The sequence below is a fragment of the Indolivaga capnocytophagoides DSM 22835 genome, assembly GCF_000426485.1.
GTDB lineage: Bacteria > Bacteroidota > Bacteroidia > Bacteroidales > Dysgonomonadaceae > Dysgonomonas_A > Dysgonomonas_A capnocytophagoides.
In genome coordinates this window covers 37,515-52,035 of the sequence record NZ_AUFL01000005.1, presented here as the reverse complement: position 1 = coordinate 52,035, position 14,521 = coordinate 37,515, and the positions used below count along the sequence as shown (strand labels likewise).

The 14,521-nt window shown below is 38.3% G+C and carries 13 protein-coding genes; 1 reads left to right on the top strand and 12 read right to left on the bottom strand.

The features are described from left to right. Positions 1–3: 3 nt before the first annotated feature. From K322_RS0101950 to recN, 11 genes are all read right to left on the bottom strand, one after another. On the bottom strand, positions 4–1,422 hold the full coding sequence (locus K322_RS0101950) for an aromatic hydrocarbon degradation membrane protein (protein WP_026625349.1): 1,419 nt from the start codon (positions 1,420–1,422) through the stop codon (positions 4–6). A gap of 184 nt (positions 1,423–1,606) precedes the next feature. Next, on the bottom strand, positions 1,607–3,550 hold the full coding sequence (locus tag K322_RS0101945; protein ID WP_026625348.1) for an NAD(+) synthase: 1,944 nt from the start codon (positions 3,548–3,550) through the stop codon (positions 1,607–1,609). Between the two features lie 527 nt (positions 3,551–4,077). Beyond that, entirely contained in the window at positions 4,078–4,713 is a 636-nt protein-coding gene (locus tag K322_RS0101940; RefSeq protein ID WP_026625347.1) for a peroxiredoxin, read from the bottom strand. Between the two features lie 140 nt (positions 4,714–4,853). Further along, complete coding sequence (locus K322_RS0101935; protein ID WP_026625346.1) at positions 4,854–5,492, bottom strand: trimeric intracellular cation channel family protein; 639 nt, start codon at positions 5,490–5,492, stop codon at positions 4,854–4,856. Positions 5,493–5,531: 39 nt separating this feature from the next. Then, positions 5,532–6,611, bottom strand: coding sequence for a tRNA 2-thiouridine(34) synthase MnmA (gene mnmA / locus K322_RS0101930; RefSeq protein ID WP_026625345.1), 1,080 nt, complete (start codon positions 6,609–6,611; stop codon positions 5,532–5,534). An 81-nt stretch (positions 6,612–6,692) separates the two neighbouring features. After that, positions 6,693–7,205, bottom strand: a complete 513-nt coding sequence (locus K322_RS0101925) for a hypothetical protein (protein WP_026625344.1) — start codon at positions 7,203–7,205, stop codon at positions 6,693–6,695. Positions 7,206–7,378: 173 nt separating this feature from the next. Beyond that, positions 7,379–7,756, bottom strand: a complete 378-nt coding sequence (locus K322_RS0101920; RefSeq protein WP_374116869.1) for a YccF domain-containing protein — start codon at positions 7,754–7,756, stop codon at positions 7,379–7,381. A 7-nt stretch (positions 7,757–7,763) separates the two neighbouring features. Continuing rightward, positions 7,764–8,138: a RidA family protein gene (locus tag K322_RS0101915; RefSeq protein ID WP_026625342.1), complete on the bottom strand. Its 375-nt coding sequence runs from the start codon at positions 8,136–8,138 to the stop codon at positions 7,764–7,766. A gap of 12 nt (positions 8,139–8,150) precedes the next feature. After that, positions 8,151–8,891: a 23S rRNA (guanosine(2251)-2'-O)-methyltransferase RlmB gene (gene rlmB / locus K322_RS0101910; protein ID WP_026625341.1), complete on the bottom strand. Its 741-nt coding sequence runs from the start codon at positions 8,889–8,891 to the stop codon at positions 8,151–8,153. Between the two features lie 31 nt (positions 8,892–8,922). After that, the gene (locus K322_RS0101905; RefSeq protein ID WP_026625340.1) at positions 8,923–9,636 is read right to left on the bottom strand and encodes a hypothetical protein; all 714 of its coding nucleotides are present in this window, start codon (positions 9,634–9,636) and stop codon (positions 8,923–8,925) included. Then, positions 9,633–11,294 (bottom strand): DNA repair protein RecN, encoded by a 1,662-nt coding sequence (gene recN, locus K322_RS0101900; RefSeq protein ID WP_026625339.1) that lies wholly within the window; start codon positions 11,292–11,294, stop codon positions 9,633–9,635. The genes K322_RS0101905 and recN overlap by 4 nt, the downstream gene beginning before the upstream one ends. Before the next feature lie 145 nt (positions 11,295–11,439). Between recN and K322_RS0101895 the strand changes: the two genes are divergently transcribed. Next, a complete protein-coding gene (locus K322_RS0101895) occupies positions 11,440–12,051 on the top strand; it encodes a hypothetical protein (protein WP_035331174.1) in 612 nt (203 codons plus the stop codon). A gap of 101 nt (positions 12,052–12,152) precedes the next feature. On the opposite strand, the gene K322_RS0101890 is transcribed toward K322_RS0101895, so the two are convergent. Then, on the bottom strand, positions 12,153–14,213 hold the full coding sequence (locus tag K322_RS0101890; protein ID WP_035331115.1) for a dipeptidyl-peptidase 3 family protein: 2,061 nt from the start codon (positions 14,211–14,213) through the stop codon (positions 12,153–12,155). Positions 14,214–14,521 lie beyond the last annotated feature (308 nt).

Genomic DNA, 14,521 nt, shown 5'->3' with positions numbered 1-14,521 from the left:
AGGTTAAAATGAGAAGTCTACCCCTGCTCCAAATACTTTGTTTGTTCTGGAGAAGACATCTTTATTAGTTCCTCCACCAGGAGTTTTTGAATAATCAGAATAGTTTGTCCAAAAATAACCAATATTGATTCTTACAGTAGGAGAAACGTTAACAGCTCCACCAAGTCCCAAAGAATAGGAATTACATGAAAAGCTCAAGTCTTTTTGATAACTGTCCTCAACTCCATATCGTGTAATCTGTCCTCCGGCACTTATCAGAAACATTCTGTCGATACGGTATTCTAATCCGGCAAGATATTCATTCGTTGAACCTGCATACTTTTGTTTATTATCTTGCATCTTTGCATTTGAATCAAAGAAATGGTGATAGCCTACACTTGCCAATAGTTTGGGAGTAATCTGATACGATGCGCCCACAGTCAATAATGCAGGAATATCGTGAGCTGTATTTACTCCATCTCCAAACATGCCGGTGTCATCGACTTTTGTGTCATTCTCAACATCTAGAGCTGTCTTGAATTCATATTTAACTCCAATATTGAGCTTATCGTGATTGAAGTTGAACCCTAGAATTGGAGCTACTCCCCAACCATTTTGCGTGCTTTCGAGGTTGATACCATTTTCGGAAGAAGCCATTGTGGCAAATGCTGCTCCCTTGTATGCTGTCGCTAATTGATCAGGGACAGCTTGTCCAGAGGCTATTAAGCCCTGTATCTGGTCATTTAAGCCCTTGGTTATGGCTGAATAGATCGCATTTGTATTGATTCCTACCGGTTCTACCTGAAACCCTTTTATGTATCCTTCGTATTTATTCTTTACAATATTAAGTCTGAACCCTACATAAGCCGAAAACATCTTGTTGATCTCGTAAGTACCCCCTAGCTGTCCACCAAATATAAAGTTAGATCCCTTCATATGCTGATCCATTTTATAGGCGGTTGCCGTATAGTTTGGGTTTGCCATAGGCAGTAATGCAGTTGTTGATCCCAGCATTGCTTCGAATGAAGGCAATCCGTTATCAAAAGTTGCTTTACCTCCTCCTCCTGAAACAGCAAAGCTGCCTGATAGAACCCAGCGTCCTTTCTTATATGCTCCCTGAAAACTCGGAATAATAGGTGCAGATGCTTTTCCTTCAAATTCGCGAGTTGCAGACCCTCCATTTAGTTTGAAAACATCTGCAGTTGAAGTTATAGTTCTGGTCTGGAATGCACTCTGATTAGTAAATGAGAAGTGAAAGCCATCACTCAGTTTTATTAATCCCGCAGGATTAGTATAAACAGCATCTATCTCAGTAGAGGCGTCTCTCGACGGATTACGTAAGAAGTGTGCACTCTGATTAGTATTAGTTAAAAGACCTCCTGCCAAAACGCTGGCTGAGATATTAGAAGCTATAGCAATTGCTATAAGTTTAGTTTTATTCATGAAATCTAAAATAAATAATTGATAGAGTTTTATGAGACTCTTGTTTAATACAATCAACTTTAGTTGCCGGAGCAACAAAGAGGTTCACGACCTTTGGGCTGCAAATGTATTAATATTATTTTAGTTTCAAAAGAAACTATCTTAAAATAACTATCTGGTTATCAACAGTTTGTTGTGTATGCAACTATTGCATAGTTTCTAATTGCTGTATCCATAAGGCAATAGATGCATCACTAACCATACGCCAATCGCCACGAGGTGAAAGGTTTATGGATCCGACTTTAGGCCCATCCGGTATACAATTCCGTTTGAATTGTTGAGAGAAAAAACGCCAGTAAAAAGTTCTGAGCCATTTTAGTATAACCGATTCTTCATATTGCCCCGAAAATGCTGTTTTAGCCAGAAAATAAATCTTGCGTGGCTCATATCCGAATCGTAACATGTTGTATAAGAAGAAGTCATGCAAAATATAAGGGCCAACAGTATCTTCTGTTATCTGAAGTATCTCACCATTCTCTCCGGCAGGCAATAATTCAGGACTTACAGGTGTATCAAGTATGTCGACAAGAATTGCTTGAGATGAATTGTCCATTTGTTTTTCCGATATCCATCTTACCAATGTTTTTACCAGCGTTTTGGGTATACTTGTGTTTACAGCGTACATCGACATATGATCGCCATTGTATGTGCACCAGCCCAAAGCCAATTCCGAAAGGTCTCCTGTACCTATAACGAGCCCGTTTACTTTGTTGGCATAATCCATCAATATCTGTGTGCGTTCTCTAGCCTGAGAATTTTCGTATGTTATATCATGAATATTTTCATCGTGATCAATATCTTTGAAATGTTGTATGACAGCATCTTTTATAGATATCTCACGGATGGAAACCCCCAGTGATTTCATCAATTCAATGGCGTTATTATAAGTACGGTCGGTAGTTCCGAATCCGGGCATAGTGATACCGTATATATTTTCACGAGGAATATTCAGTTTATCGAAAGCTTTAGCGGTAACTAATAAAGCCAAAGTAGAATCCAGTCCTCCCGATACACCTATTACTGCTGTTTTGATATTGGTGTGTAACAAACGTTTAGCTAAACCTCCGACCTGAATAGAGAATATTTCGGAACATCTGGCATCAAAATTTTCAGCCGAGGGAATAAATGGGGTAGGGTTGATAAACCTATCAGGAGTATAATCTGATTTGTCATCCGTACTGATTGTATCTATATGAATAGTACGGTATCGGGTATTATCGAGCTGCCTGTATTCTGATGTCGAAAACGATTTGTTTTTCAGTCGGTCGTATCTTAATCTGTCTATATCAATATCAGCAATACACAGTTGTGAATCGAAACTAAAACGTTCGGTATTGGTGAGTATGCTTCCGTTTTCGGCAATCATGCTGCTGCCCGAAAATACAAGATCGGTCGTCGATTCGCCGTTCCCTGCTGCTGCATAAACATAACCTGCAATACAACGGGCTGATTGCTGGCTGACCAATAATCGGCGGTATTCGTTCTTTCCGATAGTTTCGTTACTTGCCGAAAGATTAAATATAACTTCAGCCCCATATAACGAATGTATCGAAGAAGGAGGAATCGGAGTCCAGAGATCTTCACAGAGCTCTATGGCAAAACTGAAATCTTTGGTTTTGAATATCAAGTCTGTTCCCACAGGTATGTTTTGTCCACAAAGTTCAACGGTTGATTGGATCAACTCACGAGCCGAAGAAAACCAGCGTTTATCATAAAATTCATTGTAGTTCGGTAGGAACGTTTTGGGTACTATCCCCAAAATTTCGCCCCTATGAATAACTATACCGACATTGTATAACCTATTTGATATTTCAATAGGTGCACCTATGATTGTTATAATGTCAGATTCTGCTAGTTCTCTTTTGATCCGTTCGATAGAATCTGTCACACCATCAATAAGTAACCGTTGGTGGAACAAGTCATTAGCCGTATATCCGGTTATGCAAGTTTCGGGAAAAACAATGGCTTTGACACCCGATTTTTTAGCTTTATTTATTGTGTCTAAGATTTCAGATGTATTGAAAATGCAGTCAGCAACCCTAAGTCGGGGTGTCGCTGCAGCTACTTTTATAAAACCATAATTACCCATAATATCTTTCGTATTGAGGTCGCAGACCTATTTGTATATTAGTAAACAGCTCTAGACTGTAAGAACAAAATTAAAACAAAAATTACGATTGAAGCGAATCTAAGTCCGAATAATCAATTTTGATATCATCAAGGAAAGCAAAAGGTAACATTTAAATCAGTTGACAGTTATCAATAAACAATAATCAAATGCTCATTTTAAATTTTCCGAAAAGGTTACAAAGGTAACAGTCTTTATGCACACTTTGGTCTGTTACTTCTTACCTATTTCGGAACTTCACCTGCCCGTAGAGTCAAAAACCTTTCGCTTGTAGATACCGGGCGAATAATTATTCGCCCCTACAGAATCCCCGAAAAGGTAACAAAGGTAACACTGAAAATACACTTTTTGCGTTGTTACCTTATTATCACATTTTCAGATTGTCTCATCAGATACCAACCATTTAAAGAACTCTTTTACTATAGATAAAAAAAAAGTGACCTAAATCTAGGTCACTTTTTTTTTATAGTTTTAGAAAGATCTGACTATTAGTGAGAATGAGCAAGATAGTCTGAAATTCCTTCTTGAGTAGCTTTTAAACCTTCTTTACCTTTTTTCCAGTTTGCAGGACAAACTTCACCGTATTGTTCTGTGAATTGCAAAGCATCTACTACACGGATTGCTTCTTCAACGCTACGTCCAAGAGGCATATCATTTACAACTTGGTGACGAACGATACCTTCTTTGTCGATAAGGAATAATCCGCGGTAAGCCTGAGGTGTTCCAACGAATACGTCTTCGCCTTCTTCGTTATAGTCGAAATCGCCAGCCAATACATCGAAATTTTTAGAAATCAATAGAGTTTGGTCTGCAATGATAGGATATTTAACGCCTTTGATACCACCTTCGTTTTGAGGTGTCTGAAGCCATTTCCAGTGAGAAAATGCAGAGTCGACAGATGCACCAACAACAGCTACATTACGAGATTCGAATTCTGCGATTTGTTCTTGGAATGCGATTAGTTCAGTTGGGCAAACGAATGTAAAATCCGCAGGGTAAAAGAAAAATAATACATATTTTTTACCGATGAACTGCTCCAAAGAAAATTTTTCAACAATTTCGTTTCCGTTTATAACTGCGCCGGTTGAAAATACAGGAGCTTTTTTTCCTACTAGTACTGCCATGATTTTGTAATTTTAAATTTTAATATTTGTTTGTTATCTGAGTACAAACTTACAAATTCACTTTTGATAAATCAAATAGATAATTATTATCTAGATATAGATATTTGTAATGTTTTTAACAGTGTGATTTAACACAATCGCTAATCCTCTCCTTTAAGTATCGGCAATCTCCATTGATAGCGGGTTGCCACGATACGGATCACAAAAACAAATAGGGCGCTGGCTATCTGAATGACAGACATATTTACCCCAATATAATTCAAAAAACAGAATAGTCCTGCTCCTAAAATACAAGCTACAGCGTATAGTTCCTGAGTGAATATGATAGGTATTTCATTGATCAGTATATCGCGGATAATACCTCCGACGACTCCTGTTATTGTACCCATAATAATGACGACCCACCATTCGTAACCCAATGAGAAGGCTTTTTCGGAACCGACAACCACAAAGAGACCTAATCCGATGCTGTCGAACCAGAAAAATGTATTGTTTAGTTTTACCAAAAACTTTCGGAATACTATTACAAAAAACAAAGCAAAAACAGTACACCAAAGATATACGCTCGATAATAACCAAAAAGGAGTCAGCCCCAAAAGCAGATCACGCAGAGTACCACCTCCGATAGCCGTAACCAAACCTACGACAAGAGCACCGAACCAGTCGAACTTTTTAGCGGAAGCAAGACGAATACCACTAATGGCAAACGCAAAAGTTCCGATAAATTCAATTATATCTACGAATTGAATATTTTGCCAAAAATCAGGTAGTTTTTCCATACCTATACACCATAAATATACGTTTCTGTTTTGTCTAATTTATTCGGCTGTCTCATCAGCTATAACACCGCTGCCCAGACAAAGTTTAGAATCTTTGTCATAAACGACACCGAATTGTCCGGCTGCTATTCCTTGTATCTTATCATCAGAATATATACGGTATATATCGCCGATCTTTTCGATCCTGCCTGATGTAAACTCCGGAGTATGGCGTACTTTGAATGTAATATCTTTAGTACCTTCAAAATCGCCCCATATATCTTCTGTAATGAATGAAAAACCTCCAAGATTTACTACTTTTCCGTATTGTGTTTCGGGATTATACCCATTCGATACATAAATAATATTTCTCTTTATATCTTTTTTGATCACAAACCAAGGTCCTCCGCTCAGACCTAGTCCTTTGCGCTGCCCGATAGTGTGAAACCAGTATCCGTTGTGTTTGCCTAATACTTTGCCTGTTTCGAGTTCGACTATTTTTCCCGGACGTTCGCCCAGATAACGACCTATAAAATCATTATAATTGATTTTTCCAAGAAAGCAGATACCCTGACTGTCTTTTCGCATAGCCGAAGGTAGTCCCTGCTGGGCAGCAATAGCTCTTACTTCACTTTTTTGAAGATGTCCTATCGGAAACATGAGTTTCGATACCTGCATATAGTTGATCTGTCCTAGGAAATAGGTTTGATCTTTGACATGATCGGCTGCTGTTGACAACCAGCTTTTTCCGTCCAGCTCTGTTGTTGTAGCATAATGGCCGGTAGCGATTTTATCAAACTCATGTCCCCAGTTTTGTTCGAAACATCCAAATTTGATCATTTTATTGCACATCATATCCGGATTGGGTGTCAAACCCCGTTTTACGGCTTCTATGGTATAGTTTACGACATTCTCCCAGTACTCTTCATGCAGGGATACTATTTCAAATTTACAACCGTATTTTTTTGCAATGTAAGATGTTATCTCAATATCTTCTTCTGCAGGGCAATCGATATACCCGTCTTTGTCCTCCATTCCTATACGTATATAGAAAATGGTCGGATCGTAACCTTGTTCTTTCAGTTGGTGTACTACAACCGAACTGTCTACTCCTCCTGAAACGAGAGCTGCTATTTTCATACTCGATTGATGACCTCCTCGCCATCTTTAATGTTTAAACTAGGGTTCAAGGCCCTGCTAATTAATTGTCCGCTGTTTTTTTTACCAGATTTTGGTGTTGCCAAACATTTTTAGGCTCCCCATTCCGATACATACTCCTGCTCTCACAAAGTACTGGCTTCTACCGTGGCTGACATCAAAATCGTATCCTGCTTTCACAAAAAAGAATTTATAATCGAAGTATAAATTCGGGGTGACTGTTATTGCGTTTTTACGATCGTGACGAAAGTCGAACAAGTATCCGCCATCTACACCGAGTAAAAGAGTGAATGGTGTATTATTGAAAAAATCTTCTGAAAAAAAGGTGCTTATCTGTATTGGTTTCAGATGAAGACCACTCATCTTTGCTCCGCCCGATGTGGTGAACTCAAGTCCGCTCGAAACAAAAGAATTAAGTTTGTTATGAGCCGGATGATAAGTTGGAAATGACCCGCTGAAAACAAATTGTCCATCAGACTTTTCCGAATATTGTCCTCCTATCCCGACAAATTGTCCGTAACTGATTAGTGGTACGAAAACCAATAAAACGAATAATAAGCTCTTTATCTTTCTCATACGATAATCCCTCTTTAATTTTTTTTACAAAAATAATGCTTTATTCCGAAGTATCGAAATGAATATCTCCGGCGGTTATCTATCTCTTATATAATTTTTTTATATCGAGGTGGTAAAAAGAAAGCCTCTTCTTTTATGAAGAGGCTTTAACCTGTATATTTTAATTCTGAAAGTCAGGCATCAACGACTTGTTTTCCGAATGGGAAGAAAGCGAGCTTTATAAATTTAAAATGCTGCCTTCCGAATGGAATGCCTATAATGGTTATGCACAGCAGTACACCCAATACGATATGTGATAAGGCAATCCAAAAGCCTCCGAATATAATCCATATCACATTCATAATTGTATTGAGGCATCCCGATGAGTTCTCGGTAGTCACTACACGGCTTCCGAAAGGCCAGATGGCCAGTATTCCCAGTTTTAGGGTTTGCAACCCGAATGGTATGCCTACAATAGTCACCATTAACGCCAAACTGCCGAAAATATACTCGAGAGCTATAGCAAAGCCTCCGAATACGAGCCAGATTAAATTACAAATGGTTTTTATCATATTCTTATCAGACAGCAATAACTTCTATTTCTATCAAAGCTCCTTTTGGGAGATCTTTTACTGCGAAAGCAGAGCGGGCAGGAAACGTTCCGCTGAATTGGGCTGCATACACTTCGTTCATGGCAGTAAAGTCTGCTATATCGGCAAGTAAGACGGTTGTTTTAACGATATTATCGGTAGATAATCCTGCTTCACTCAAGATAGCTTTGATATTCTTGAACACCTGTTCGGTTTGTTCTTTGATACCTCCTGATACAAATTCTCCGGTAGCCGGATTGATAGGAATCTGTCCTGATGCATATATTGTACCATTTACTTCTATAGCTTGGCTGTATGGTCCGATTGCAGCCGGAGCATTATTGGTCGATATTACTTTCTTCATTGTATTTTGAATTTATTGTATATTTTTCTGACGTATAACTTCATAGATAAGTACCCCTGCTGCCACCGAAACATTCAGCGATTCTATTGTTCCGAATTGAGGTATTTTTACCATCTCATCGCAGATCCGAAGGTTTTCGTGAGATACACCGGTATCTTCAGCACCCATTACGATAGCTACAGGGCCTGTGTAATCAACATTGGTATATACATTGGCTCCTTTTTCTGTAGCGGCTACCAATTTTATTCCACTGTTTTGTAAGAAATGCAAGGCTTCTCCCAGATTTTGTTCTTTACATACAGGAATTTTAAGCAATGCTCCTGCAGAGGTTTTTACTGCATCGGCATTAACGGTTACACTCCCACGTGCAGGAATAACAATCGCATCTACTCCGGCAACTTCGCAAGTACGTGCTATCGCGCCGAAATTTCGGACATCGGTCAATCCGTCAAGTACAACTATAAACGGATTTTTACCTTGTTCGTATAAGAAAGGGATAATATCTTCGATTCTTTCGTATGTGATAGCCGAAAGAAAAGCAATAACTCCCTGATGATTTTTACGGGTAAACTTATCAATACGTGCGATAGGCACTTTCTGCATCGGGATATTATGAGCAGCCAGAACTGTTGAAAGCTCTTTGAATAAATCTCCCGACAATTCGCGCTTGACAATCACTTTATCTATTTCCTTTCCGGCTTCTACTGCTTCAATAACAGCACGTATACCGAAAATCATTTCTTTTTCTTTCATTTAGCTTTATGTATAAATTTACTTTTAGACCTTAATTTACATCCTCGAAACCATATTTGTCTCTGAAATCTGATAAAGTATTCTCTTTGCGTGTATTGATGTATATGAGATCATCGACATCAGTATCCAGATCCTGAACGGTATAATATAAGAGTAAAGCATCGGGTGAATAATAGATCATGAGTCCGTTATTATCAACCACTTTTTCCCAATTATCGGATAGATCCTTTTCGAACGATTCCCAAAGCTCGTTTTCCTTTACATCGCTTTTGTAAGAAACAAATCCGTAAGGATACCCTCCTTTGGTTTTCTTTTGCAGATCGGTATCTCCGCTGGCTGCCTGATAATACATAATCATTTCGAGAAACTCGGTTAGCCGTAACGTTTCGGGATACCAGACAACCTTATTCTCAGATTCTCCGATATTAGGAGACTGATATACTTTGATATTTTCTTCCTTGTCTGCATCTTCTAGATCTACTGCCCAAGAAAGCATTGCCTGATTTTCTTCGAGAAATACTAGCTTATTGCTTTTGATATATATTTGTTTTGGCTGTGCGAAAAATTCAAATCCATCGGTAAATAATGGAATTTTTCCGACCTGTAGATAAAAGTCTTTCAAATCATTCGGCAGACTAGTTTCTAACTTACCTTCAGCCGATACTATTGCATCAATGCCGAGACCTTCGGATGGATCTAATTTCCGTCCTAATATTTTTTCTGCTGTATTTTTTATTTTACTCATTTTGTTCCTAACATTTCTTTTGCATTCTCGATGGCCGCATCTGTTATTTTCGATCCACTTAGCATTTGAGCGATCTCCTGAATCCGTTCGTTATCATTCAATCGTTTCAGATTGGTTGTGGTTTCGGTTTGGCTATCCGCTTTATAAACAAAATAATGGGCTTTACCTTTGGCTGCTATTTGAGGTAGATGAGTGATCGCAATAACCTGCATCTGTCCGCCAAATTCTTTCATTATCTGTCCCATTTTATCTGCTACTTCACCGGATACACCTGTATCCACTTCATCAAAAATAATGGTTGGTAAGGCTGTTGCTCCTGCTATCATTGATTTGAGGCATAGCATAACCCTCGATATTTCACCGCCCGATGCTACATCGGCAACAGGTTGCAAAGGTACATTCTTATTTGCAGAAAACATGAATTGCAAATCATCTATTCCTGTAGAGTCTGGATGAGATTTAGCCGTGATCCGGCATTCAAAGCGGACATTAGGCATACCCAGATAGGTGATTTTTTCGATTAATTGCTTTTCTATCTTCGGGGTTGTTGACTTGCGCTGTTTACTGAGCTTTTCGGCGCAAATGAGCATTTTATTCTGTTTGGCCTGTAAATCTTTTTCCAGTTCTTCGATCTGCTGATCGTATGAATCTATATTACTCAGTTTAATAGTAAGTTCTTCGTAGATGGAAATCAGTTCAGCGATTGAAGATACTCTGTGCTTTTGCTGTAAGGAATATAGCTGATCCAGTCTTTCTTCAATAAAGGTCAGCCTTTCGGGATCGAATTCTACATCGCCGGCGGAGCGTTCGGTTTCGCTGCTTAAATCTTTTAAGTCTATATACGCCGATTCTAGCCTTTGCGCGATAGATTCGGCATTCGAGTAAACTCCGTCCAATCCGTTTGCTGCATTTAATCCTTCTTTAAGAGATACAACAATCCCTTTATCATCATCCGATAAAAGATTGTGTATTTTATATAGAGCCGATTTTATGTCTTCTGCGTGATTGAGAGTCGACATCTCTTTTTCAAGTTCGTCTTGCTCTCCTTCTGTTAATTTAGCTTCGGACAAGGCTTCGTGCTGAAATCTGACATAGTCCTCATCCGCTTTATTCTGAGCGGCTAGATCCTGTAAATCAAGTAATGATTTTTCTGCTTGTTTGTATATTCTGAACGCTTGTCTGTATTCTTTTAATAAAGTTCCTGTTCCGGATAAAGAATCTATAACTTGAAGTTGGAAATGTGTATCACCCAACATCAGATTCTGATGCTGCGAATGAATATCTATAAGAAAGCCACCCAGATCTTTCAGTTCGGTAAGAGATACGGGTGAGTCATTGATAAATGCTCTGGATTTTCCCGATGACAATATTTCCCGTCGTAATATATAAGTCTGAGGATCATACTCAATTCCGGCCTGTTCGCAAAAATCTTTCAGGTCATAAGCCGCTACATCAAATGTTCCTTCAATAATACATTTGCTTTCACCTTGTTTGATAGCTTTGATATCTGCTCTTTGTCCTAAAATAAGAGAAAGAGCACCTAGAATAATAGACTTTCCGGCTCCGGTTTCTCCTGTGATGACAGAGAATCCCGACTCAAAATCTATCTCCAGACTATCTATCAAGGCATAATTCTTAATATATAATGATTTTAGCATAATGTTTGATAATCAACAAAATGTAATGTTTATATTTCAGGTAGTCTGTGCTTATACACGTATATCTAACCTTAAAGCAAAGGTAGTGAAATTTCGTTATCTTGACATACCTTCTTATATTTGTAATCTTTAATTACGAATGAAAATGACCGATTATAAAACTCAAATAAAAGAACTTCGACAGATTGTGCCTATCCCCATGTCTGAAGCATTGCAGATGCTTAAAGAAAACAATGGAGACGTGAAGCTTTGTGTCGAAAAGTTTAAAGCAGCTGCTATAGCAAAGATATGCAGTGAAACGAGCTGTGATAAGTATACTGCCGAGAAATATTATGAACGGGAAAAATATGATTTGAACCGTACTGTTTCGATGATAAGAGAAGATATGTACGATCTCAATTATAAACCGATAGGAGGTATTACAGCTGAGGGGCTAGGAAAAGTGAGATTGTGGATTTCTTTTGTCGAAGAAAAAGATTTTGCTACAGCCTTAGATTATAAAGAATTGCCGGAAGTAATCCGGTCATTATTACTTATTCCATCTTTGAAACACTTTGGGATTGCTGTTCAACAAGCCCGAAAAATCAAAGATTCTATATTTAAGGGGTATAGTGATGATTTGAGTATTGATGAATTTGTCCGGCGCAATGTGAGGTTAGATGATCATCTCGAATTTCAAAAACTGTACAAATCTGTGACGCTAAGTATTATTCCTCTTAAAGAAGAATTAAACAGGCATCGGCGCAATATGAAGTGAAGATTTAAGCTATTATTAATAATCAAACAGGCTGCTATTATGATATAGCAGCCTGTTTTTATTGTCCTTTATGTGAGTTTATTGATAAAAACTCCCGATTTTTAATCGTTATAGGTTGGCAATACCGAGAATTCTTTAGAATATCTCAACATTTGTTCAACATAGTTTTCTTTATATGAAATCTTCACATCCGTAATTTTGCCATCTTTATCTTTAACCAATTCGAATACAGGATTGATAAATCCTTTGTATGGCTTCAGATTAAGTGCTTTATAGCGGGTAAGTACTTCGCTATGTAGTTTAGGATCAACCTTAACGCCAAAGTTTTCTACCAGATTCTTTGCTCCGTTGAAATCTCCTTCCGATTTTACTCGTTGAATTTCAGCAAGCAGTTGTCCAAACAAGTTACGCAATTTTGCATAATCATTTACCACAACAAATGTTTTGCCGTCACGTTCTTTGAATTCCACCACTTTGTCGGCTTTCCCTTTTTCATAAGCCCAACGAGCAATTAACTGACGGTTGCGCATGTGTGCTTCTTCTACATTTTTGCCGGGTTCGATGCGTGTCAACTGAGTCATCAATCCATTCATCATATAGCGGTAATATTCTGCTTTGAAGGCTTCGGCATCAGGAGTGATACCCAGTTCTACTAACTTGGGATCAGCCAGATAGTATAATCCGAATAAGTCGGCGCGAGCTTCTTCTATTGTCGATCCGTACGCTTTAAGTGCATCAGGATCTACTCCCGGCAATAATTGACCAGAACCATGACCTAAAATTTCGTGTAGGTCGGTATGCAGAATGTCTGTGATGAATCCGTAATTATGTAATAAGTCCAATTCGGTTTTAGACCATACGAATTCTTCACTGAAACCGCTGTGTTCAGCTGCTTTGTCGTATGCTTCCATGATGTTTTCAATGGTAACCGATTTCGAACCGTAATCTTTACGTATCCAGTTGGAATTTGGTAGGTTGATACCAATCGGGGTAGATGGGTAGCAATCGCCTCCGAGTTGTGCTACTGTGATCACTTTAGCTGTAACTCCTTTTACTTTTTCTTTACGGAAACGAGGGTCTACCGGAGAATGATCTTCAAACCATTGAGCATTGGTACTGATAATCTCGGTACGTTTGGTTGCTTCAGTATTCTTGAAATTAACAGTAGATTCCCAGCTCGCTTTCATACCCAGAGGGTCTCCGTAACTTTCTGTGAACCCATTCACGAAATCGACTCTTGATAATGAGTCCTGAACCCATGCTATAGCATAGCTGTCAAAAGTCTTAAGGTCTCCTGTTGTATAGAACGAAACCAGTTTGTCTATTACTTTCTTTTGAGCATCGTTTTCGGCTACACCTTTCGCTTTTTCAAGCCATCCAACAATACGTTCGATAGCAGGGGAATAAAGTCCGCCTACTTTCCATGTCTTTTCTACAAGCTGGTTATTTTCTTTAACCAAACGACTGTTCATTCCAAACATAATAGGAGTGGAGTCATTCGGGTTTTTCATTTTAGCATAGAATGCTTCAACTTCTTTCTGAGAAACTCCGTCACCATAATAATTGTTGGCTGAGGTTTTGATGAGGTCTACTCCATCGGCCTGATTTACTTTTTTAGCCATAACGGTAGGGTCAAACATAACCGGTTCGATCATTTTGAAGAAATCATCGACCGTCTGACCAGCTTTTACCGGAACTTTATCTTGAGGTAGAGCTTTTACCTGCGATTCAAAAAATTCTTTAGAGAATCCGGGTAAGAATTTTTCTTCTCCGTAATGGTGATGTATACCATTCGAAAACCATACACGTTTCAGATAGACTTCAAACTCTTTATAATCGTTTGTTGTTTTATCTCCCTTGTAATTTTCGTAGATGGCTTCGAGTGTACGGCGAATAGCCAGATTGTATTTATTGTTCTGGTCGAACAATATATCCCGTCCTTCAATAGCTGCCTGAGAAAGATAATAAATCATTTCCTTCTGTTCTAAGCTTAAAGATTCAAATTCGGGAACTTTGTAACGTAATATTTGTAAGTCTGCAAAAGCATCCACTTCATATGTGAAGTTTTCGTCTTGAGCAGTGGTGTCCTTTGGCTTTTCACTTTTACAGCCACAGAGAACAACCGACAATCCTGTAATAGCCATCAGTATCGTTCTTTTCATTGATAAATTAATTATGCTAGGTCTCAGACCTTTTTATTATATTGATAAGTAAATTCTAAGTAAACGGGTTTATAAGCCGACAAGTCTTTTCTTCTTTAGTTCATAACGAGATAGAACCAACCCAATCTGTAGAGGATGAGATGGTTCTATAACGTTTTTCGTCAAAATATGAGGTGTTTTATAAATTATACAAATATTAATAATATATTTTAGTTTATAACAGGCTCTGGCTATTGTGCTTACCAAAGCACTAAACAGGTCTGAGACCTTAATCAAAAACAAGTCTTAAATTGCTTTTTAGAATTTAA